At 48.5% G+C, this 19,982-nt stretch carries 19 protein-coding genes; 6 read left to right on the top strand and 13 right to left on the bottom strand.

Features of this window, described 5'->3' with window-relative positions:
- Positions 1–2 precede the first annotated feature (2 nt).
- The 7 genes from EV294_RS17995 to EV294_RS17965 form a co-directional block, all read right to left on the bottom strand.
- Entirely contained in the window at positions 3–1,028 is a 1,026-nt protein-coding gene (locus tag EV294_RS17995) for an ABC transporter ATP-binding protein (protein WP_132309821.1), read from the bottom strand.
- A gap of 131 nt (positions 1,029–1,159) precedes the next feature.
- Positions 1,160–1,984, bottom strand: coding sequence for an ABC transporter permease (locus tag EV294_RS17990; RefSeq protein ID WP_132309210.1), 825 nt, complete (start codon positions 1,982–1,984; stop codon positions 1,160–1,162).
- Positions 1,985–2,019: 35 nt separating this feature from the next.
- Positions 2,020–3,030, bottom strand: a complete 1,011-nt coding sequence (locus tag EV294_RS17985) for a LacI family DNA-binding transcriptional regulator (protein ID WP_132309208.1) — start codon at positions 3,028–3,030, stop codon at positions 2,020–2,022.
- Between the two features lie 206 nt (positions 3,031–3,236).
- A complete protein-coding gene (locus EV294_RS17980; RefSeq protein WP_132309206.1) occupies positions 3,237–3,884 on the bottom strand; it encodes a hypothetical protein in 648 nt (215 codons plus the stop codon).
- A gap of 281 nt (positions 3,885–4,165) precedes the next feature.
- Positions 4,166–4,318 carry a macro domain-containing protein gene (locus tag EV294_RS30710; protein WP_243711698.1) on the bottom strand — a complete coding sequence of 51 codons (153 nt, stop codon included), beginning with the start codon at positions 4,316–4,318 and terminating at the stop codon, positions 4,166–4,168.
- 136 nt (positions 4,319–4,454) lie between these two features.
- Complete coding sequence (gene abc-f / locus EV294_RS17970) at positions 4,455–6,206, bottom strand: ribosomal protection-like ABC-F family protein (protein ID WP_132309202.1); 1,752 nt, start codon at positions 6,204–6,206, stop codon at positions 4,455–4,457.
- 493 nt (positions 6,207–6,699) lie between these two features.
- Positions 6,700–7,107, bottom strand: coding sequence for a MarR family winged helix-turn-helix transcriptional regulator (locus tag EV294_RS17965; protein WP_132309200.1), 408 nt, complete (start codon positions 7,105–7,107; stop codon positions 6,700–6,702).
- Positions 7,108–7,221: 114 nt separating this feature from the next.
- Between EV294_RS17965 and EV294_RS17960 the strand changes: the two genes are divergently transcribed.
- Positions 7,222–7,413, top strand: a complete 192-nt coding sequence (locus EV294_RS17960) for a hypothetical protein (RefSeq protein ID WP_132309198.1) — start codon at positions 7,222–7,224, stop codon at positions 7,411–7,413.
- A 174-nt stretch (positions 7,414–7,587) separates the two neighbouring features.
- Positions 7,588–8,475 (top strand): YihY/virulence factor BrkB family protein, encoded by an 888-nt coding sequence (locus EV294_RS17955; RefSeq protein ID WP_132309196.1) that lies wholly within the window; start codon positions 7,588–7,590, stop codon positions 8,473–8,475.
- A 141-nt stretch (positions 8,476–8,616) separates the two neighbouring features.
- Here EV294_RS17955 and EV294_RS17950 read toward each other — a convergent pair whose 3' ends face one another.
- The gene (locus tag EV294_RS17950) at positions 8,617–9,228 is read right to left on the bottom strand and encodes an alpha/beta hydrolase (RefSeq protein WP_132309194.1); all 612 of its coding nucleotides are present in this window, start codon (positions 9,226–9,228) and stop codon (positions 8,617–8,619) included.
- A 219-nt stretch (positions 9,229–9,447) separates the two neighbouring features.
- Between EV294_RS17950 and EV294_RS17945 the strand changes: the two genes are divergently transcribed.
- The 4 genes from EV294_RS17945 to EV294_RS17930 all read left to right on the top strand — a co-directional run bounded on the left by EV294_RS17945 (position 9,448) and on the right by EV294_RS17930 (position 13,825).
- Entirely contained in the window at positions 9,448–10,005 is a 558-nt protein-coding gene (locus EV294_RS17945; RefSeq protein ID WP_132309192.1) for a DUF420 domain-containing protein, read from the top strand.
- Between the two features lie 198 nt (positions 10,006–10,203).
- Positions 10,204–11,637: a spore germination protein gene (locus EV294_RS17940; protein WP_132309190.1), complete on the top strand. Its 1,434-nt coding sequence runs from the start codon at positions 10,204–10,206 to the stop codon at positions 11,635–11,637.
- Positions 11,634–12,731 carry a GerAB/ArcD/ProY family transporter gene (locus EV294_RS17935; RefSeq protein ID WP_132309188.1) on the top strand — a complete coding sequence of 366 codons (1,098 nt, stop codon included), beginning with the start codon at positions 11,634–11,636 and terminating at the stop codon, positions 12,729–12,731. Before EV294_RS17940 ends, EV294_RS17935 begins: the two co-directional genes overlap by 4 nt.
- On the top strand, positions 12,728–13,825 hold the full coding sequence (locus tag EV294_RS17930) for a Ger(x)C family spore germination protein (RefSeq protein WP_132309186.1): 1,098 nt from the start codon (positions 12,728–12,730) through the stop codon (positions 13,823–13,825). Before EV294_RS17935 ends, EV294_RS17930 begins: the two co-directional genes overlap by 4 nt.
- 98 nt (positions 13,826–13,923) lie before the next feature.
- Here EV294_RS17930 and EV294_RS17925 read toward each other — a convergent pair whose 3' ends face one another.
- The 5 genes from EV294_RS17925 to metE all read right to left on the bottom strand — a co-directional run bounded on the left by EV294_RS17925 (position 13,924) and on the right by metE (position 19,954).
- Complete coding sequence (locus tag EV294_RS17925) at positions 13,924–14,817, bottom strand: ABC transporter permease subunit (RefSeq protein ID WP_132309184.1); 894 nt, start codon at positions 14,815–14,817, stop codon at positions 13,924–13,926.
- Complete coding sequence (locus EV294_RS17920) at positions 14,814–15,776, bottom strand: ABC transporter ATP-binding protein (protein ID WP_132309182.1); 963 nt, start codon at positions 15,774–15,776, stop codon at positions 14,814–14,816. The genes EV294_RS17925 and EV294_RS17920 overlap by 4 nt, the downstream gene beginning before the upstream one ends.
- Entirely contained in the window at positions 15,773–16,939 is a 1,167-nt protein-coding gene (locus tag EV294_RS17915) for a hypothetical protein (protein ID WP_132309180.1), read from the bottom strand. The genes EV294_RS17920 and EV294_RS17915 overlap by 4 nt, the downstream gene beginning before the upstream one ends.
- A gap of 13 nt (positions 16,940–16,952) precedes the next feature.
- Positions 16,953–17,486 (bottom strand): sigma-70 family RNA polymerase sigma factor, encoded by a 534-nt coding sequence (locus EV294_RS17910; RefSeq protein WP_207918164.1) that lies wholly within the window; start codon positions 17,484–17,486, stop codon positions 16,953–16,955.
- Between the two features lie 179 nt (positions 17,487–17,665).
- The gene (gene metE / locus EV294_RS17905; RefSeq protein ID WP_132309178.1) at positions 17,666–19,954 is read right to left on the bottom strand and encodes a 5-methyltetrahydropteroyltriglutamate--homocysteine S-methyltransferase; all 2,289 of its coding nucleotides are present in this window, start codon (positions 19,952–19,954) and stop codon (positions 17,666–17,668) included.
- Positions 19,955–19,982: the final 28 nt, after the last annotated feature.

The following is a 19,982-nucleotide window of genomic DNA, read 5'->3' as shown; positions in this document are numbered from 1 at the left end:
GCTTAATCTTCCGGATACGCAATGACTTTTTTGAAGCTGACATAAATCTGATCGCCTGAATTCATTTCCTTGACGGCATCCCGCGGCTGAAACGCGCGGATAACGCCATAATCCGGCAATTGAATGGAAACTTCCGCATAATGACCTAGAATCATAATCTGCTTGACGAAGCCGGGCAGCCCTTCTTGCTCTTGTCTCGACATGTTGACATCTTCGGGCCGAATGGCCAGCCATACTCCGCCGGACAACGATTTCGAGTTTGGAAACCTCAACTTCCCTACCGTTACTTGGCCTTCCGAAACCACCCCTTTCAAAAAATTCATCTTGCCGATAAATTGAGCGACATACAGCGTGTTCGGCTGATCGTAAATCTCCTGCGGCGATGCGATCTGCTCGATATTCCCATGATTCATCACCACGATGCGGTCGGAGATAGACAACGCCTCTTCCTGGTCATGCGTAACGAATACCATCGTGAGGCCGGTCTCTGCCTGAATCTCCCGCAGCTCCTCCCGCATCTCATGCCGAAGCTTAGCGTCAAGCGCCGAGAACGGCTCATCGAGCAGAAGAACGGCAGGCTTCAAAAGCAGAGACCTGGCAAGCGCTATGCGCTGCTGTTGACCGCCCGACAGCTGACCCGGAAATTTGTTTTCCGCGTCCGGCAACCGTACGAGCTGGAGAACGTCTTCGACCTGTTTACGGATGTCGGCTTTCTTCATTTTTCGTATTTTAAGACCGAATGCCAGGTTATCGAACACCGTCATATGCGGCCATAGATTGTAGCCCTGAAAGACCATCGAAGTCGGACGTTTCTCAGGCGGCGATTTGAGCACGCTCACGCCTTCGATGAGAATGTCCCCGGAATCCGGTTCGAGAAACCCGCCGATGCTGCGCAATACCGTCGTTTTGCCGCAGCCGGAAGGCCCTAGCAGCGTAATGAGCTCGCCCTTACGCACATCTAGCGAGATCGAAGTTACGCCTTCGCCGGTTTTATACCGTTTCGAAAGCTGTTGAACGGATAGCTGGATTTCCCGGCTGTCCCGAATTGGGTGAACTTCTTGCTTGTTACGTTGAATGCTTTGATTCTCTTGAATGTCTCGCATGCTCTGAACCATAACCGTAATAGCCTCCTTTGTCTTGCGATAATGGCCTTGCCTCGTTACTTCAACGTAAACCCGCTGGACATGACATCCGAGCTGACGAAACGTTTGGCGGCAAGCAGCAAAATAATCGTTGGCGCCGTCAAAATGATGGAAAACACCGCGCCGGCAAAGGCTGGATAATCGCTGATAATGGAATACATCACAATCGGCATCGTTTTGTAATTCGGGATACCGACCAGGAACGTTCCTTGCGCTTCGTCCAGCGAGTTAAGGAAAGTGAAGATGGAAGCGACGATAATGCCCGGCATAGCCATAGGCAAAGTGATTTTAAGGAATACGCGGAACGGTCCCGCTCCCACGTCTCTCGCCGATTCTTCCTGTGCTTGGTGCACGTTCCGGAACGCGGCGGTTGGAATCCACGTCATGAACATTAGCACGTTGATCATATGAATCAGGACAACGCCAAGCAGCGTGTTCATCAGACCAAGCTTGTAGAAAAGCACCGCGATCGACACATACAGCCCCATCTTCGGAAACGCATGGGTTAAGAGGAAGGAAAACAGGAAGAAGCGGCTGAACGGGAATCGAATGCGCGCGAACGCATAAGCTGCCGGAATGCATAGCACGATAGACAGCCCCGTTACGATGGCGGCGATCATAAAGGACAAGCCGATGGATTGCGGAATGTCCTCCTGCTTGAAGACGAAAGCCCACCATTTCATGGACCATTCCGTTGGCATAACGTCGGGATAGCTCCATTTTCCGGTGAAGGCCAAAATAGCCAGGTTCAGCAATGGTCCCAGAAAGAAGACAACGAAGATGACAAGCACGATAAATTCAATGATTTTTCTTGTTCCGAGTGCTTTGAAATACCAGCGCATGAAGGGTAATCGCTCCTTTCGGTATGAATTTACGGTTATTTGGTAGACTGTCTGACGACTAGCCGTGGCACCAATTGATTGGGAAGCTCCTTGCTTTGTTCCTGCCGGATCAATCGGTCTAACAGCCGGACGGATTGCGTACCCATCTCCCCGGCATCCACCTTGACCGTCGTTAAGGATGGCGAGAACATGGCGGCAAAATCAACGTCATCGAATCCGACAACCGATACTTGCTCGGGAATCCGAACCCTTTGCTCCAGCAGAAACTTCATTGCGCCCATTGCGAGCATGTCATTTGTGGCGAAAAGAGCCGTATACGCGCCTTTCCGAAATTGATTCCACTCCCGGCTCATGATCTCGTAGCCTTCTCCGAAAGTCGAAGTCGCCGCGGATTGAATGGACATATCCGACTGCTGGAGACCGGCTTGCCTGATAGAGGTCATGAATCCTTTCAGGCGCAAGTGGTGGCTCCGATGGCTTTGCGGCCCCGCAACGACGAATATCCGTTCATGCCCGGTTTGCGTCAAATGTTCGGCAACAAGCCGCCCGCCTTCTTCATCTTCGTTGACGATATGGATAACGCCGTCCACATCCGTCGAACCGTTCACCATGACGAACGGGATGCCGAAGTTCGTAATGTGATCAATCACGTTCTGCTGCAGCCGGCTGATGAGAATAAGCCCGTCCACCCGCTTCTCGATCATGAAGTCGGCCGATCGATACGACATATCGTGATCCGTTGTAACGAATATCGAATAATTCAGCCGTGCCGCTTCCAGCAAGACGGCATCGACGATTTTCCCATAGAAGGGATGTGAGGCAATCGGAAGATCCCTTCTATACAAAAGCACCCCAATGTTATGCGTTCTTTGCGACACCATAGCTCTTGCGACCGCATTCGGTTTGTATTGCAATTCTTCGACTAGCCCAAGTACCTTATCGCGAGCTTCCGGACTGGAATATCCATTCCCGGAAATAATCCGCGAAACGGTCGATTTGGACACCCCGGCACGCCGGGCGATTTCTTTGATGGTCGGATTATCCACGGGTGCACTCCCTTTCACAGCTGTGAGACCGTTCCCATATGGGATCGTTCCCATACGTATAGATTAAAGAGCGGATGTTTTATCTGCGTTAAACCGACCCTAAGGAATTGTAAATCCAGCGGCATAAATGTCCAGAAAAATGGAAAACCGCCGAATCATGTCATGATTTCGGCGGTTTTGTGTAAAATGTAAATTTATTCGGTTATTTATTTCTTGGGAGTATATCTATCTGGATAATTGAGCATGGCTGCAACTTGACCGTTAAAAAGGATGGTCCCGAATAAAGGGCTGGTCTTATCTAACGTTAATTGACAGCTTGTAATCGGTTTGTTTCCGACATTTATTCCTTTACCTAATGATTCGTCCGTTACTTCGACTCCATTATTGCGATAAATCTCCTCAACCTTAGCCTTCCATTGTTCATTATGCTCAAGTGTATCGTCTTTCCAGGTAACGCTTAACGGTTTACTTATTGCGGTATATCGATATTCCCCTTGGCCGCGCTGTTTGGTTAAGTTTTGCTCGACGTCTTCTATATCTTCCGGTTTAAACTTAGCGGTAATTCCAATTAAAACAGGTTCGGAGAAATAATAATCAAACGTCAAACTGTATTCAGCAGGCCGGCCACTTATCATTATCTTTCCTTTGCCGATGAAAGTGCTAGTAGTACCAAGAGTTGTTTTGGTTACATCCTTTTCTGAGATTCCTAGGACATGAAAGGCCTCGGTTACGTTCATACCCCATTTAAGCTTTTTTATAGGCGGAGGAGTTCCGTATGAAGAGTGTCGACTGCAACCGGTAAAAATAAGCACAAGTACCGCCATTAACATGAAACATAGGCCACATTTACGCAAATCATTACCTCCTAATGCTCTGTTTGCGATACGTTATACCCCGTTTTTCCCACACGGCATTATACGCTGGGCAAACCATAAATGTTGCGCTAAAAAAGGCAGCCGTAATCCCTCAGCTGCCTCACTTGATGTTCATAACGTACAAACTATCATTTCAACCTCCGTATCATCAAAAACTTCTTTGATAATCTCTCTTACTTTTCCCCATTGAAGCTTATCAAGGCCGCATCCTATTTGCGGCATAGCAAGCTTGGATATTCCTTCAGATAAGCAAAGTTCTCTCATCGATACAACAGCTTGAGTAAGGGATTCGTATGTGGGTTTATTTCAGCCGCAATTCCTGCACCCATTTTTGCATCCGAAGAAATGCAGTGAGCTAAGTAATAATCCTCTGTCATCGTGAACAGGTCTCTTTTTATTTCTTTAAAGTCCATGCATGCCGCCCCCATCCAGATCAATACGAAATGTCTTAATATAACATTACCACATCTTGGAACTTAACTGACCTATGTTTCAATGAAAATGGCAGCTGATCCTCTCACCAGCTGCCATTTTGCTACACGTCATTGTTCAAGTACTTAACTGCTTCTTACGAGAGAGTAGCTGTTTGTACTCTTCATCAAGCTCAACATACCGGATGTCAGTTGGCTTCAGCATGCTTAGTTCCGCAAGCACCGAAACGATGCGATTCGCGATAACCAGCTTCTCCTCTTCCAACTGCTGTTCGTTCCTGTCGCCCGAACCTAGTACACTCTGCGTCCGCTCGCGAAACGCTTTGTAGCCGGATTCAATCCGCTTAATATGACCGTCCTCAAAAACGAGCAGCTTCGTGCAGATTTTATCCATCAGATATCTGTCATGCGAGACTACGATAAGCGTACCTCGATACTCCGACAGTGTCTCTTCAAGCTGCTCGCGGCTTGCCAGATCGAGATGGTTGGTCGGCTCATCCAGGATGAGCAAATCCTGCTCGCGCTGCATAAGCAGCGAAAGCTTGATCCGCGTGCGTTCTCCAAGGCTTAGCTGAGCTATCGGCTTTTGAAGCATAGACGCATCGAAGCCCATATTGGCCAGCAATGTCCGTGCTTTCCCAATATCGCTTCGGACTTCATGACTCTCCTGCAAAAGCTCGAGAACGGTTTGCCGCTGATTGAGATCCGATACATCCTGCGTTAAATATGCGACTTTGGCAGTTGGACTCATCCATAGCTGCCCGGAATCGACCGTTTTTTTGCCCAGCAGCAGTTGAATAAGCGTTGTTTTTCCGCAGCCGTTCGGCCCAAGCAAACCGATCTTCTCCCCGCGTTGCAAATAAAAAGAACTATCCTTAAACAAGGAGCGCATGCCGTACGACTTGCTAATCCGCTGTGCTTCTACGATTCGCCGGCCGCGTTTGTCCGGGTGATCCCACCCAAAGAACACCTTAGCTTCCTCATTAGGCTTCTTCACGCCTTCAAGTTCGATCTTTTCCAGGCGATGAATGCGGGATTTGATTTGCTTATCCATGCTTTTGGCTTTGCTGCGGTAGAATTCCTTCACGCCTGCGCGCATCTCAGCCATTTTCCCAACCTTGCCTGCTTCGCGATGCGCTTTCTCGGACCAGCTTTTCAACCGTTTGATTTCCGCTTCAATCTTCTGCTCGTATTTCTGCCGTTCTTCATACTGATGCAGTTGACTCTGGAAGCGACGGGACTTTTCTTCCCTATAGAACGTGTAGTTACCCGGGAACGACGTCGACACGCCATCTTGCAGCTCAATGATCCGATCCACCGTTTGATCGAGAAAATAACGATCATGCGATATGACAATTGTCGTCCCGTTGAACCGTCGCAGCTCTTGCACGAGGGAATCTACCCCTTCGAAATCCAAATGATTCGTTGGTTCGTCGAGCAGTAAGATATCTGGCTTTGAGGACAAAATATGTGCAATCGCCAGCTTCGTCTTCTCTCCTCCGCTCAATCCCGCTAAACGCGCTCCGTCCCACTCCTTCACCTTTTGCAAGCCGAAATGGCTTGTAGTCTTTAGAAACTGCTCGGTTTCATGGGCCAATTCGGAATGATCTATCATGTTGCTGAAGGTATTAACGGTATACGAAGTCGACTGCAGCAAATAACCGATTCGAAGCTGATCCCGGTGGAAGGTGATCTTGCCATTGTCAGGAAGAATCGTACCGAAAATCAGGTTGGCTAGCGTTGTTTTTCCCGCCCCGTTCATCCCGACCAGGCCGATACGCTCACGGCTTGCTAAGTCGGCGTCTACGTTCACGAGCACATTCGTGTCGCCGAAGCTTTTTTTAATTCCGCGTAAAGTTAATATTGTCATTCCAATCACCACTTCTAGTTTAGTTAAACAACTGACAGGGGTTATGATTGTCGAATGACAAGGTGAAACGGCTACCGCCGTCCGTGGTGGCGAGCGCGTTTCAATCCGGTGAATTCTAAGCCATGTTTATTAGCACAGCTTATAAGCGCTTAGAATTCAAAAAAACCGCAGGGCGCGCCTGCGGCTAAGGATATGCGGATATAGGAATAGCGTGAAACCACCCCAAATAGACGCCAATAGATGGCATCCACCAAGGTGGAAGGAGATCTCTCCAATAGACACACGTATCCTAATCCGCTCCGCGCATAGGCTGAGCTCTTATCACTTATCGTCATTTTCGAAAATCATGATCGACAGGAAATTAGGTCCACATGATGTCTGATTAGATACCTCCAATAATTTAAGATAACCCATTATAGCATGGCAATATCGCGCTTGCACCCCTCTATTTTCCAAAAGGGTAATAGGTTCCATTCTCGGTCTTCATCTATAGCTAATGAATCGTCTCAAAAAACGCAAGATCAATTTGAAGATCATGAAGTTGTTTTAGATGGATTTCGGATATATGCTCCAAGAGTTCGAGTCCTTTGTCTGTTAACGAAAGAAGAATACTTCTCGCGTCATCCGGATTCGGCCGGCGCTTTATTAGTCCGGATTTCTGACAGCGGGATACTAAACCCACGCAAGCATGATGCGTAATTTGAAGCTTTTCAGCTGCCTCGGAAATAGTCGCGTAGTCACGTCCCGGATAGCCCTGTATGACAAGGAGTAATTGATGTTGCTGCGGCGTTAAACCTACCTCCTTGGCAACGTTTTCACTAAAATGCATAAATACACGCAATTTATACCTGAAGCTGGCCAATTGCTCGTACAAGGATTTTGTCATAATTTGAGTTGACATTAATACATGCTCCTCTACATATTTATATCGTAATACGATACAATTTTCGGAAAGTTGAGGTAAGCCAGTACTATTAAAGGGATTAATAATCCATTTTAGATTGGGGATGAGCTTATGAAAGCAATGGAGATTTTCAAATCCATTTCCTTCGGAATATTGATTGCTGTATTTGCTCTTGGGCTTTTACCGTTTCTAGTCGTATTTAGTTTAGCAGACATGTACGGGTTACCTGAAAATTACGAATGGCTTGAGCCCCCTTCACTTTTGTTCATGCTCCCAAGAAAGAAGAAGGTTAAAAAAGAATAGTTGTTATTCTTTATTTGTGAAAGTGAATTTGTATTCCCAACTGCCGCAAATTATGAAGCCTTCATTCTGCAGACGATAGAGTCCCTCCAACTGCCCGGATCCCTTGTTTAAATAATTACTCCTGTTTAGAGTCAGGCCTCTCTTGTTTATCTTCTACTAAGAGGAGTGAGGGCTATGAAACGAGTTTCGAAGATTCTTCCGTTTTTCAAAAATCTGTACAGCCGCTTTCGCGATGATGACGTTCCTGCTCTAGGAGCGCAGCTTACGTATTATTTTATTTTGTCCTTTTTTCCGTTTCTAATTTTTGTGGTGAGCTTGATGAGTTTTGTCCGGCTGTCTGGAGATAGTGTCGTCGCTGAGCTAATTCGCTTGATGCCCGGGCAAACAGGCGAAGCGATCCAAGCGATTCTGGGGGAGGTAACAAACGACAGCAGGGGCACTTTGTTATCGATCGGCATGATTGCTACGCTCTGGTCGGCCTCCAATGGCGTGAATGCGGTCATTAAAGGTGTTAACAAAGCTTATGATGTCGAAGAAAACCGCCCGTTTTGGAAGGTTCGCGCGATTTCGCTTGCGGCTACGGTTGTGTTAGCGCTTGCTATTTTGCTGGCGATTGTTTTGCTGATTTTTGGAGAGGTGATCGGTGAGTTTCTGTTTGATTGGTTCGATTCCCCTGTAGGCTTCGAACTCATCTGGGGCACCTTGAAATACGTCGTTCCCATTTCGTTTATGATTGTTGTTTTCTCGCTGCTGTATTGGATTGTCCCCAATCGTAACATTCATTTCAAATCGGCCGTCCCGGGTGCTCTGTTTGCGACCTTCGGCTGGATTGCTTCATCGCTTCTGTTCCAATTCTATATTAACAACTTTGGGAACTATTCCAAGACGTACGGAAGCATTGGCGGCATTATCATCCTGCTGATCTGGCTGTATATCAGCTCAAATATTATTATTCTGGGCGGAGAGGTCAATGCTACACTTACAGCCGCGAAAGCAAGGCCCTCTGTTCATAACGCACTGCCGAACGGCAGCCGCAAGCAAAAACACTCTCTAAATCTGTAGTCCGACGAGCGGATTCAATAAAGCGACTAGCCAAGGGGCGCATGGCGCTTCCCCGATACAATGATGAAAACAGCAGCCGAACTTAATTAGCCGGCTGCTTTCATATGTCAGCACTCTATGCCTACGATGATTTCATAGCCATTATTTTGTAAATGCTTCTTTATAAATTTCAATGACCTTCGTAAGTATAGTAAGGTTATTATCTATGCTTCCGCATTCTAATCCATGATCGGCATTCGGAATTTCAAACGCCCTTTGATTGCTTTTCATTTTGAGTGCATGTTCCCTAGTAAAGTACGGATCGTTCCCGCCATAAATGACGATTCCCTCTGATGTATTTAGAAATGGAATGGTATCGACTAAAGGGGTTAAGTAGATATGCTTTATCTTTCTCTGTAAACTTCTGTATACTTCACCTGCTACAATGGTCCCCATGCTTTTGCTAATAAAAATGATTTCATTATAGTTATCTATTATTTTTTGAATGGAGTCTAAACATTCCTCTACAACTCTTGATAAATCCTTCATGTCTAAACCGGTTCGAGCGGCTTGATAGCCGTATTCCATTATAAATAAATCATTATGGTATTGAAGAGCGGTATTCCCTGCATAGTAAAGAAGCGGTAGTTCACAAGAGTAATTTTTACCCGGGAATAGAACCACAAGTTTATGGTTTCGTTCTTGAACCGAAATAAGTTTTTGCTTTAAATCTGTTCCCCAATAGGACGGAACCGTAATCATCTCTAACTTCATTTCTTTTCAATCCCTTCGTATAACCGTTTATATGGCTATTTCCACCATTGTATGTCTAATGCACAGGTGAAAGCAAAGGAGGTTCACTTCAGTTAAATATCGCCTCGAAATAGTCAATAAGATTTCGCTATTTAGACATTAAAGCCTGATTGCTGTATGACAAAACCCGTCTATAATGAAGCCATTACCATGTGGTTGGAAAGGAGCTCTCCGGATTAAATGAATGAAAAGCAACAAGCACCGCGGCAAGCCGGCAATAAAAATTATACGGCTGCCATCGTCACGATTTCGCTGATCGCAAATATCGTTATACTTCTCTTGTTCTTCTCGCCGATTGGCTACAAGGGAGATATCGATTTCGACCTTACCATCTTCCCCAGAATCAATGGGCTATTGAACAGCTTCACCTTTATCTTCCTGCTGGCCGCGTTGATCGCGATTCTGCGGAAGAACGTTAAGCTTCACAAAGGGTTCATTCTCGCAGCCTTTTCTTCAACCTTGTTGTTCCTTGTCTCCTATTTAACCTTTCATTATATGTCCTCGGAGACGGCGAGCTTTGGCGGAGAAGGCGTAATCCGGCCGATTTATTTCTTCATCCTTATCTCGCACAGCTTTCTGGCGGCCATCATCGTTCCGTTAGCTTTGTTCACGCTCGTATGGGGATGGACAAACCAACTGCATAAGCATCGCAGAATCGCCCGTTGGACAATGCCGATCTGGCTTTATGTCAGCTTGACCGGGGTTGTCGTGTTCCTTATGATGGAACCTTATTATTAAGTTAATCTTAACCATAGAGGGTTGTTGAAGATCATATCTTCGACAACCCTCTTGCATTTATCTCATCCCCTTCATTCCTTCATAGATTTTTCCTGTCCATATTGAGACCATAAGCCCTTTATCTAATCCCCGCATGCCACATAATTTTTCCATTCAATGGCTATAGTAAGGAAATCAATGGCATAGGAGGAGATCCATGTGAACCCGTCTGTAGCAGCATCAGAGCAATACTTCAGCCGGCAATTCTTCGAACAAAGCGATTTTCAATCGAAAAAGCTGTTGATCGGCGGAATAGAATACAGACTATTCTATCTGGACACCTTGATTGATTCCTCCCATGTTCAGGAGTTTATACTGAAACCGCTGCTCTCCCGGCCTATGAGTGAGGTTCGCGAGGTTATATCGATTCTCGACTATGCCGAGACCGATCGCCTCGAAGAAGCCGTTCAAGCAATTGTATGCGGCAAGACGGTGCTGCATCGCAACGGGGAGAGCAAATTGTATCTGCTTGGCGCGGATCTGAAGAAGGAACGCACCATTAATATTCCGACGAATGAACGTGTTCTTCGCGGAGCCAATGAAGCATTCATAGAGAATCTGGATACCAATCTTAATTTGATGCGCAAGATGATTCCTTCAACCGAGCTTATTGTCAAGACGTATACGATAGGACGATTATCCAAGACGAAGGTATCGGTTATGTACCTGAAGTCGGTCGCTGAGCCGTCACTTGTTGCAGAATTGGACAAGCGCCTGCTAAGCATCGACATCGATTATACGGATGCGCCAGGTTTTATTGACGAGCTAATCCGTGACAAGAAGTTCAGCTTGTTCCCTCAACTCTTAATTACCGAACGTCCTGATCGCGCGCGCGCGTATTTAATGGAGGGAAAAATGGTTATCGCGACGTCGGGATCGCCGGATGCCATTATTTTGCCGGTCACGTTCTGGTCTTTTTTCCAAAGCCCCGACGATTACCATATTAGCGCGATTCTTGGAACCTTTTTCCGGCTTCTTCGTCTTGCCTGCTTCCTGCTGACCATCGGGCTGCCGGCCTTTTACGTGTCAGTCAGTTCCTTTAATCCGCAGCTGCTGCCGATTAACTTCGTGAATACGCTGCAAAGCTCATTGAAATACGTAACTTTCCCACCGTTAGTCGAGACGCTTTCCATGATGCTTTTGCTTGAAATTTTAAGAGAGGCCACCATACGTCTAGCCAGTCCAGCCGGTCAAACCATAGGCGTTGTCGGCGGTATTGTTATCGGAACCGTAGTGGTACAATCCAATCTGGCGTCCAACACGATGGTTATCGTCGCCGCTTTAACGGGCTTGGCTTCTTTTGTTATTCCATCCTACGAGATGAGCAGCGCGGTAAGACTGCTCGGTTATCCTGCGATTTTACTTTCTTCGGTCTTTGGGCTGCTTGGTCTGGCTTTCTTTTTTATGTTGATGATTATTTACCTATGTCAAATGAGCACGATGGGACAGCCTTACTTTACTCCCCCTTTCACTTTAAGCGGGATAAGGGATACACTGATCCGCTCACCCATTTGGAACCTGCGTAAAAGGCCAAACGGAACAGCATCATATAATCAAACTAGGCTGCGGCATCCAAGGAGTTGGAAGAGATGATGAAGGAAGAAGCGATCACCGGAAGACAGCTAATCACCTTAACCATAATGGCTCAGCTTGGCATCGAGGTTCTATCCCTCCCCCATGCGGGAGCCGAAACTGCCGGTCACGATACGTGGCTGGCTGTTTTGATTAGCGGATTAGCCGCGCAAATTGGAATTCTACTAATCTGGTGGCTGGGCAGCCGGTATCCGAACCGGAACTTCTACGCGTATACGCGAGAAATTGTTGGCAGACCTATCGGTATTGCTCTCAACCTTTTGTACGGATGTTATTATGCCTTCTCGGGGCTTCTCATTACAGCCCTATACGCCGATATTTTAAAACGTTGGATCTTTTTGTTTACTCCAAGATGGCTGATCTTCCTTATGCTGTTTATCCTTTGCGGATACGCAGCCACTTCTACGCTAAAGAGACTGGCCTTCATCTCGCAGACCTTTATGATTTTCCCCGTCATTTGCTTTCTCCTTATTGCGTTTAGCGGCATTTACGGGTTGGATCCAAGGAATCTTCTCCCGGTCTTGTCGGGAGGCTGGTCGCCTGTAATAAAAGGAGTATATGTCGCCTTCAGCGCTTATATCGGCTACGATCTGCTTCTATACGCTTATCCCTATGTGCATGCCGGCAAGAAAAAGATTCTGCTTGCGATATCCATTGCCAATGCTTCCACGATCGTCTTTTATGTAACCGTCTGCCTCGTCTGTACCACGATGTTTGGCCAGAAGCAGCTGATTATCGTGCCGGAGCCGATAATTTTTATATTAAAAAACTATCGCATTCAAATATTGCAAAGCCTGGATATTCTGTTTCTTGTCTTTTATGTCTTTGTAGTCTGCCCCACGATCAATGTGTACTTTTTTCTCGCTTCCAAAGCCTTTGTGCATTTGCGCACCGCAGGACTAGGCAAGCGGTATATCTGGGTCTGGATTCTTATTGCGGCTTGCTTTATTGCAAGCTTCTCTCTGACAAAGCGCATTGATATATTGCGAATCGCTTCCTTCCAGGATCGGTTTTCGATTCTCATCGTCGCTGCATTCCCACTTCTCCTGCTCCTTATTTCCGGGATACGGAGTGCCGGGAGGCATCGGGCATGAAGAGAACCATGATTGCCTTACTCATCTGCGTTTTTATTACAGGCTGCTGGGATCAGCTTCAATTAAAAAAGCTGCTTTTTGTCGATATTATCGGGATTGATTACGAAGGCAACAGCAAGCAGCTTAAAGTGGATTATGTCATCTCCGCCCTTCGGGAATCCAATCAAGGCGCTGGCAGGCCGACTTCCCTGCACATGGAGGCAACGGGGTCCAATCTGTATGACGCCGTTGCCAATACGAACAAGGAAATTCCAGGCACACTTTCGGTTCTCGAGACGAGGCTTTATCTGATAAGCTCCCGCTTCGCGAAGGATGAACCGCTGCGGCATCTGGACATTGCCAGCCAATTTGCTTCCAATCCGTTATACGCTTATTTGGCTGTATATGACGGTGATCTCTCAAAGCTGCTGGACCAAAAAGGGATGAAGGATCAGACCGTTTCCAACTACCTTATCGGTCTTCTTGATGACGAGATCCGCAGAGGAAAAATTCCTTCCAATAAATTGCTTCATTACATTCTCGGAGGTGACCAGTTCATGAACGATTTCGCCTTGAACAGGTTCGAGCCCTTTAAAGGCGATGCACGCTTGACCGGTACGGCCTTATTCAGCGACGGTCGTTATACCGGCAAAAATCTGAACAATGAGGAAACGCAGCTTGCAACCTTGATGGAAAGCCCGGCCGGGAAAAACCAATTGCTCTCCGGCCAACGGAATGGCAAGTCCTATTCGGTACTCGTACAATCTGCCAAACGCCACTTTCATATGGTTACGGATGCAGACAAGCTCCGTGAAATTGAAATTGCCTTGCAGCTGCAGCTCAAGCTGGTTGAGGATGGCTCCGAATTCAAGAAGCATACGGATAAGATGCTGCAGGAGATGGAATCCGCTATAGCAGCGGATCTTACGACAAGAATAACCAAGGTTATGGCCGCTCTTCAGCAGGCGAATTGCGATTACTTGCAGCTCGGCCATGAGGTCGCCGTCTATCATCCAAGCCTATTCAAATATCTCGACTGGCGGGAGCAGTATCCTTCGCTTAGCATTAAGCCGAAAGTAACCGTAAAAATTCTGAACACTGCGATTTTGGAGTAAGAGAACGTCAGAGTTCGCCTGAGCCGTTCCAAGCGGACATAAAGACAAATGGCCCCCATTAAGGGGACCTGGCTATTTCGATAGTTGTACATGCAGACTCAAAAGTCCTTCCGTCGAATGGCATACAAACCTGCCGCAAGGAAAACCGCGAAATAGACGGCGGTGTAATATAAAAAAGCGTCCGATGGCGGATTTACGATTGAAAAATAACCTAATGAATCTCTGGAAGAAAACGATTCGCCCAGGTCTTTAACCTGGAATAAATCCGATAGCATCCGCTGCTGCAGCGCGTCGGTTGGTATAAGCAAACGAATCAGACCCGACACCATCTCCATCGTATCGGCTGTTTTCGTTGATTCATTCGACGTAAACATCCCCGCGGCAATAACCCGGTCGAGCATGGTACCCAGCCAGCCCATTCCGAAGAGCAGCACCATGGCAACTCCGTTGCCAAGCGGCGCAAGCCAGCAGGAGGCAAGCATCGTCAAGGTAACCATCAGCAGTACCGGAGTGACGAACAAAGCAAGCGCCGGACCAATGGCGGACCAATCCGGGTGAACACCCGTCGCATACGTTACGATCCCAAGAATGGAAACGAATAAAATAAGCGCATATGCAAGACAAAACGTAACAAATCCGAGCCAGCGGCCAAAATACCAAAACGCGCGTTTTATCGGCCTCGCGAATACCGATTGCAGCACCCCATGCTCCGCTTCTCCTGTAATGGCAGCGACAGAGCTGAATATAGCCAGAAATCCTGTTGCAAAGGAGGCAAAGAAAAAACCGATCCATAGCAAAATAGCGCTTCCCCTGAAGCGGTCAATTAAATTATCCAAGCTTATAATGCCGGAGTCGTAATGCGATACCGATGCTCCGGCGCTTCGCGCGATAAAATAGAACGCGATCCAGAACAATATCGTAAGCAGCAAAGTCATCAAGGTGACTTTCTTGCGTATCAGCTCTTTCCAGGTTAACATCCATACGGCAATCACCGGTTTTCCCCCCTATGCTCCAAACCCGATACTGCCTGCAAAAACCATTCATCCAGGCTTGACTTCACTTTCCGTGTCTCGTATAAAGCCAGGCCCTGCTCAATCAGCAGACGGTTAAAATAGCCAACCTGCTCGTCCTCGGCAAGCTCGGCCTCCAGCCATTGCTCTCCCCAAGCAGGCGTGTCGCCGCCTTCCCAAGGTATGATGTCTACCGGCGCAATCATCGCTTCGCGAAGCCAATCCAGCAGCTCGGGAGTCATGCCGCCTACCCGGAAGCGCCATCTTGTTGAAGCCCGAAGCACGTCCGATACGCGCCCGTCGGCCAGAATTCTGCCATTGTTCAGCAGCGCCACATGATCGCACAAAAGCTCCACATCCTCTAATAGATGGGAGTTCAAGAAGATCGTTTTCCCTTCCTTGCGCAGACGCTGGAGCAGCTCTCTTACTTCATGACGGCCAACGGGGTCCAAAGCGGATGCCGGTTCGTCCAGAAATACGATGTCCGGATCGGCCAACAGCGCGCAGGCAAGGCCAAGCCGCTGCTGCATTCCTTTGGAATATCCTTTAATCCGGTCCCGTCCCCGCTGTCCGATCCCGACCTCGTCCAGCAATTGGTTAATCCGGCGGTTGACCTCTGAGCCTTTCATTCCGCATAGCTTGGCATGAAAACGCATCGCCTCTTCTCCGCTTAACCATCCGGGATAACGGAATAATTCCGGCAAATAGCCTATGCGCCTCCTAGCCTCCACCGAACCGGCCGGTTGACCGAACAATAACGCCTTCCCTTCCGTTGGCGTCGTTAACCCTACCAGCATTTTGACAATGGTGCTCTTGCCGGCCCCGTTAGGGCCAAGGAAGCCAAAGGCTTCCCCGGCAGGAATGCGGAGCGTGACATCGTGACAGCCGCGTCCGTTCCCGTAGTTTTTCGTTAAGTTGAATGTTTCGATGGCATAACTCATTGTGCGATCAATTCCTTCACAATCCGTTCGGCTTCTTCGCGGGAAGCAGCGTCATACATTTGAACCTGCGTAACTTTTCCGTTCTTCAGCCAAGTGGCGTTCCAGCCATTCCAATCATTTTTGCTGTTCTCGAAATAGACGTCCGTACCGTTCACGACCGATTTCGTCACGTTGCCGTTCGTAATAATCGGGAATGGTACCTCTCCTTCGGAAATTCGCGTGCTCTGCATCAATACGTTTTTCAGGTTAGCGGGCAGAACAGGGAATCGGATCAATGCTTCATAAGCGTCTTCCGCCTCAATAGACGGGTCCATTTCGACCACCGGAACCGGAATGATGTTGACTCCGACATAATGCGATTTCTCGTTTGAATCCACGAAGCTGTAATCGGCGTTGATTCCTTCGCCCATCCGCAGCGTGATCGCTTTGCCGTCAACGGACGCCGGCAGCAATTGCTTCGCTCCGAGCTTTTTCATCACATCGTTAATCTCATCCACATCCAAGCGAAGAGTAAGAGCCTGCCCTTGCTGGGCGTAAATTTGAAGCTCGGCTTGCTTCCCGTACGGCGGCAGATCCAGCTTCTCCTTAAGCTCAATCCCGTACTTCTCGCGTACTTGCCCTACCGTTAAATCGGAGGCGTCTTCACCGGTAAAGGTGCGCTCGAATTGGCCAAACTTGTTGCTCGATTCCGCAGACACATCGGCTCCGAAGAAGCCCTCCAATGCCGTTTTGAAATCATCCTCCTGCACAACCGCAACCTGATTCATCTTAAACTTGCCCAGAATGGAAGCCAGCGCTTCGTTTGTAGACGGAATCGCGATTGCGGCGCAGATCAGTACGGCAGCCGCGGCAACGCCCGTCTTCACGCCATGCTTCTTCAACCAGCCGCGATATGGGGATGGAACAGGCTTCGCCGCGCGGCGTTCCTGTTCTTCGAGGGCTCTCTCTGGATATGCGGAATGCTCTTCTCCGGTCATGGCCGTTAAACCTGCCGCTTTATGCTCCGTATCCTCCGCGGTTACGCCTTCCTTCGTCCACGCCGCCCAAGCCGTAGAACCCTCATGCTCTTTCAGCTTAAGCGCAAGCTTGGCCCAAGCGTCGTTCGTCTCTTCCGGAGTAGGCAAGTTTGCTTGCTTCCGTTCATCAATTGGATGATTTGTCATCTGCTCTCTCTCCTTATTCATGCGACCATTGATTTTCGTGCTTTAATGCTTGCTTTCTTAATCGTTCTCCCGCCCGCTTCAGCAGCATGCCTACTTGAGGCTGCTGCACGTTTAATTCCTGCGCGATCTCCGAATAGCTGTATCCCGAGTAACGGAGCAGCAGCAAATCTCTGTCCCTTTCGGGCAAAGCGTTCAGCCAGCCTTGAATCTGCTCTTCCTCATCCTGCCGGATTACGGTCTGCTCTCCGGATTGGAAGGTCTGCGGCTCCGTCATCAGCTGCTTCTCCTGCCGCTGCACCAGCATTCGTTCTCTTGCCTTCTGATCCAGATAATCGTAGGCGCTTCTTGTTAGAACCTGATGCAGCCAAGCCCCAACGGCTTCCGGCCTTGACGGCGGATTCTTGTATAATTTCAGGAATACCTCCTGAGCCAAATCCTCTGCAGCCGATTGATCCCGCAGGAGTGCTATTAATTTTCGAAGTACGGACGGATAATGCTTATGAAAGATATCTTTAAACAAATCCGGCGCCGGATTGGAAATATTCATTCTCCATTGCCTCCTTGATATTCAATTGCCTTAACGCTTGCCCCGGGCTTAACGTTGACATGTATAAGACGGCTATCGACTCTATTTTGTAACACCTGTAGCCCAAATATGAAAAAAAAGATAAAATGACGCAAAAAGAGACTCTACCAATCGAGCAAGTAGAGTCTCTCTAATGCGTCTTAAGCCTTAACGGTAAACTTGTCGCGCGCCAGCTTGGTGGCTTCCACCATGTTGCTCAGCGAAGCGATGGTTTCATCCTTGCCGCGCGTTTTCAATCCGCAGTCCGGATTAATCCAGAACAGCTTAGGATCAAGAACTTGAAGCGCGCGGTCAATCATGTTTGTCATTTCTTGAACATCCGGTACGCGAGGGCTATGAATATCGTAAACGCCAAGGCCGATGCCATGCTTGTACGTATTCACTTCAAAGCTGTGGATCAGCTCGCCGTGACTGCGGGAAGTCTCGATGGAGATAACGTCCGCATCCATCTCTTCGATCGAATCAATCATATCGTGGAATTCGCAATAGCACATATGAGTGTGAATTTGCGTGGTGTCCTGAACGGTGCACGTTGTCATGCGGAACGCTTTAACCGCCCAATCCAGATAAGGCTTCTGCTCCTCTTCCTTCAGTGGAAGACCTTCCCGTACAGCCGGCTCATCTACCTGGATCATGCCGATGCCGGCATTCTCAAGCGCTTCTACTTCCTGGCGAAGAGCATAAGCAAGCTGATAAGCGATTTGCTCGCGTTCAATGTCGTCGCGGACAAAAGACCAGTTCATAATCGTGATCGGCCCCGTAAGCATGCCTTTCACCGGACGGTTTGTTTTGGATTGCGCATAGACGGTTTCTTCAACTGTCATAGCTTCCTTGAAGGCAACATCCCCGAAAATAACCGGAGGCTTCACGCAACGGGAGCCGTAGGATTGCACCCAGCCGTTTTGAGTGAACGCAAAGCCCTCAAGCTTCTCGCCGAAAAATTCAACCATGTCCGTCCGCTCAAACTCGCCGTGCACCAGTACGTCAAGTCCGATTTCTTCCTGATAGCTGATCCAAGCATCAATCTGATCTTGGATAAAGCTCGAATACTGCTCGTTGTTCCATTCGCCTTTGCGCCACGACTGGCGCGCTTTGCGTACTTCCGTCGATTGCGGGAAGCTTCCGATCGTTGTGGTCGGGAACAACGGCAGCTGCCATTTCACCTGCTGAGCCGCATTGCGATCCGCAAACGGGGATTTTCTTGCCGGTGCTTGCGATGCAATGCGCGCTACCGCGGATTGAACATCCGAACGGTTCCGGGAAGCGGACTGCTCTAGCGCCCCAACGTCCGATTGGTTAGCCTGAAGCGCTTCGGCAACGGACGCTTCGCCATTGTTCAAGGCTTGCGTAAGCAGCACGACTTCGTCCAGCTTTTCATCCGCAAAGGCAAGCGCATTCTTAAGCTCGGGCTGAAGCTTGGTCTCAGGCTTTGTCGTAACAGGGACGTGGAGCAGGCTGCAGGAAGTTTGGACGAGCAGCTTGTCGGCCGGAACAATTCCTTGCAGCTCCTTCAAAAGCTCCAGCTTCTTCGCAAGCGATGCCTTCCAGATGCCGCGGCCGTCAATCACGCCGGCGCCAAGCACTTTGCCGGCCGGGAAGCCGTATTGGCGAATCGCGGACAGGTTGCCTTTTAATCCATGCACGAAATCTAAACCAATGCCTTGCACAGGCAGATTAACAATTTCCTTGTATTGATCCACGGATTCAAAATAAGTCTGCAGCAAAATGTTGAGACCAGGCACTGCTTCGGCAATTTTGCCGTATACCGTTCTCAGACGGGCCAGGTCGTCATTGCTCAGCTTGGTTACAAGCACCGGCTCATCGATTTGCACCCATTGAACGCCTTCCGCCGCAAGCTCTTGAAGCACCTGCACATACAGCTTAAGGAGGATCGAGAGCCAGGAGTCAACCTCGGAGCGGCCGTATCCCTTCGACAGCTTGAGGAAGGAGAACGGGCCAAGAATAACCGGTTTGCCTTCGATCCCGAGCTTCTCTTTCGCTTCGCGGTATGCGATAAGCGGTTTATTTTCCGTAAGAGCCGGCTGTGCGCCATAGAACTCCGGAACAATGTAATGATAGTTCGTGTTGAACCATTTCGTCATTTCGCTTGCCGCAGCGTCTTTCGTGCCCCGGGCGATGCCGTAATAGACGGAAATGGGAACCGGACCGCCGTTATAGGAAAACCGCTTCGGAACGATACCGAACATGGCGGCCGTATCCAATACCTGATCGTAGTAGCTGAAGTCATTCACCGGAATGAAATCGATGCCTTTGTCCTGCTGTTTGCGCAGATGGTTCAAGCGAATATCCTGCAGCTGTTTGTGAAGCTCGGATTCCTCCAGCTTGCCTGCCCAGAATGCTTCCAGCGCTTTTTTCCATTCGCGGTTTTCACCGATTCGAGGGTAACCCAATACACTGCTCTTTGCCATCTTGCAACAACTCCTTAAGCTTTTGTTA

Source organism: Paenibacillus sp. BK033 (genome assembly GCF_004345425.1).
Lineage (GTDB): Bacteria > Bacillota > Bacilli > Paenibacillales > Paenibacillaceae > Pristimantibacillus.
This window is presented reverse-complemented; position numbering and strand designations above follow the sequence as displayed.

Excerpts from the sequence above, each read along its gene's own strand:
- EV294_RS17990 (WP_132309210.1), bottom strand. The coding sequence starts at position 1,984 with ATGCGCTGGTATTTCAAAGCACTCGGAACAAGAAAAATCATTGAATTT.
- EV294_RS30710 (WP_243711698.1), bottom strand. The coding sequence starts at position 4,318 with ATGGACTTTAAAGAAATAAAAAGAGACCTGTTCACGATGACAGAGGAT.
- abc-f (WP_132309202.1), bottom strand. The coding sequence starts at position 6,206 with ATGACAATATTAACTTTACGCGGAATTAAAAAAAGCTTCGGCGACACG.
- EV294_RS17965 (WP_132309200.1), bottom strand. The coding sequence starts at position 7,107 with ATGTCAACTCAAATTATGACAAAATCCTTGTACGAGCAATTGGCCAGC.
- EV294_RS17960 (WP_132309198.1), top strand. The coding sequence starts at position 7,222 with ATGAAAGCAATGGAGATTTTCAAATCCATTTCCTTCGGAATATTGATT.
- EV294_RS17955 (WP_132309196.1), top strand. The coding sequence starts at position 7,588 with ATGAAACGAGTTTCGAAGATTCTTCCGTTTTTCAAAAATCTGTACAGC.
- EV294_RS17950 (WP_132309194.1), bottom strand. The coding sequence starts at position 9,228 with ATGAAGTTAGAGATGATTACGGTTCCGTCCTATTGGGGAACAGATTTA.
- EV294_RS17945 (WP_132309192.1), top strand. The coding sequence starts at position 9,448 with ATGAATGAAAAGCAACAAGCACCGCGGCAAGCCGGCAATAAAAATTAT.
- EV294_RS17935 (WP_132309188.1), top strand. The coding sequence starts at position 11,634 with ATGATGAAGGAAGAAGCGATCACCGGAAGACAGCTAATCACCTTAACC.
- EV294_RS17930 (WP_132309186.1), top strand. The coding sequence starts at position 12,728 with ATGAAGAGAACCATGATTGCCTTACTCATCTGCGTTTTTATTACAGGC.
- EV294_RS17920 (WP_132309182.1), bottom strand. The coding sequence starts at position 15,776 with ATGAGTTATGCCATCGAAACATTCAACTTAACGAAAAACTACGGGAAC.
- EV294_RS17915 (WP_132309180.1), bottom strand. The coding sequence starts at position 16,939 with ATGACAAATCATCCAATTGATGAACGGAAGCAAGCAAACTTGCCTACT.
- EV294_RS17910 (WP_207918164.1), bottom strand. The coding sequence starts at position 17,486 with ATGAATATTTCCAATCCGGCGCCGGATTTGTTTAAAGATATCTTTCAT.
- metE (WP_132309178.1), bottom strand. The coding sequence starts at position 19,954 with ATGGCAAAGAGCAGTGTATTGGGTTACCCTCGAATCGGTGAAAACCGC.